The sequence below is a fragment of the Carboxylicivirga mesophila genome (assembly GCF_018271975.1).
GTDB lineage: Bacteria > Bacteroidota > Bacteroidia > Bacteroidales > Marinilabiliaceae > Carboxylicivirga > Carboxylicivirga mesophila.
Window position 1 is genome coordinate 1 of the sequence record NZ_JAGUCN010000060.1, and the last position, 1,708, is coordinate 1,708.

The 1,708-nt window shown below is 38.3% G+C and carries 2 protein-coding genes; both read right to left on the minus strand.

Annotated features, from left to right (window positions below; translation table 11 throughout):
• Nucleotides 1-196: 196 nt before the first annotated feature.
• Complete coding sequence (locus tag KEM09_RS21735) at nt 197-1,321, minus strand: tyrosine-type recombinase/integrase (RefSeq protein ID WP_212232045.1); 1,125 nt, start codon at nt 1,319-1,321, stop codon at nt 197-199.
• A gap of 182 nt (nt 1,322-1,503) precedes the next feature.
• On the minus strand, nt 1,504-1,708 hold a 205-nt coding region (locus KEM09_RS21740; protein WP_212232047.1), incomplete at its 5' end, for a hypothetical protein.

Sequence of the window (1,708 nt, forward strand, 5' to 3'; positions counted from 1 at the left end):
GTCTTTATTCCGTTTATATATTCTAGAGATTCTAACCTTAAAGTTTCATTCATTATCGTCTAAAGTTTTACGTCTTGCTGTGTGTTGTTGCCAACACCAGAGTATATAAACTTGTCCATATACATTTTATTGTGCTCAGGTGTTTTGTCTACTTATCATGCTAATATAGGTAAATAACAAGACAAAATAACGTCTGCTAAAAATCATCAATTGGATTTTTAATCCTGGCAATGGCTTTATTCGATACATGAGTATAGATGTCTGTGGTTTTAGTGCTGGAGTGTCCTAAATGCACTTGTATGTGCCTGAGATCAGTTCCTTGTTCTAAATGATGCGTAGCAAAGCTATGCCGAAGGATATGGGGATATACACGACGAGTAATACCCGCATTGCGGGCAGCACGTTTAATTACTTTATCAATACTTGTAGCACTATAGGGTTGATGATTGACTCCTTCGAATAACCAGGTGGAGGGTTTATGCTTAAAGTAATATTCCTTTATTATATTCATTGTTTTTTCAGGGATGGGTACCGTTCGGTCCTTGTTGCCCTTGGCATGCCTGATTAATAGCGTACGACGTTTCGAATTCATGTCAGTAAGCTGAATGTTTATGGCTTCGCTTCGTCGTAAGCCACATGAGTATATCAGCATTATTAAACACTTGTGTTTAATGTTTTTGGTTTGTTTAATCAAAGAAAATATTTCGTTTTTGCTTAATACTTCCGGTAAGCGTTTTTCTCTTCTGGGGCGATCAATGTCAAATAGCATTCTTTCCTTACCCAGTACCTTCTCGTAGTAAAACTTAATGGCATTAATGCGCTGGTTTTGTTGCGACGATGAGATATTATGCTCTTTAATAAGGCTTAGTATGTATGCATTAATTCTTTCTTCGCTAATGGCATCTAATGGTTTGCCATTCATCGCATAAACAAAATCTTTAAAATAAGCTACATATGTTCTTTGAGTGCTCTCACTATAGCGCTTTTGTTCGAGCTTTTCGGCGTAGCCATGGGGTAGTTCGATCGTTTGACGATGAGCATATTTAGGTATGGCTGGAGGCTGAAGAGTTGCTTCCGATGCAGGCGTATTGTAAAGAGGAGCATAGTTAACGTAGGCTATAGGCTTAAGGTGCTCAAACACGGTATTTAAATTAAAAAGCGCAGTTGCCTGATACCAGTATTGCTGAGTTTGGCTCCAGCGCATGTGCGGCAACTTTCTGATGTGTTCGATAAGTGTTTTGTCATATTCAAATCGAAAAGCCACAATAGCTTGATTTCGATGCGTGCATTTTTGCAGCGTAACTGTTGGTTTGGTGGACATGGCTATGTTGCTTTAATAACTTTATGTAATATACCACATAAAAACAAAAATAGCCTCATTCACATGTATAATTAGGCTGGTAGGAGAGGTAATGCAGTTGTGTTTAAATTTCATTGCTTTACACACTTTAATGAACAGCCTTTAATCGGCTAGCTGGGAATTCTACAAATACTTGCGCATGGCTACAGCAGCGTTTTGCAAACTTGTAATGGCTTGCGCATGGCTACCGCGGTGTTTTGCAGCTTTGTAATGATTTGCGCATGGCTGCAGTAACATATTGCAGGGTCTCTAATAACCTGAGTTCGACGTAAAATTTCTGATTCAGATCGCTTATAAATAGTGAGTTTCAATCGAAAATTATGAAAGAATAGCGGGCTATTTTGAATA

Bases quoted from the DNA above. Each gene is read 5' to 3' on its own strand.
- KEM09_RS21735 (WP_212232045.1), bottom strand. From the start codon at position 1,321: ATGTCCACCAAACCAACAGTTACGCTGCAAAAATGCACGCATCGAAAT.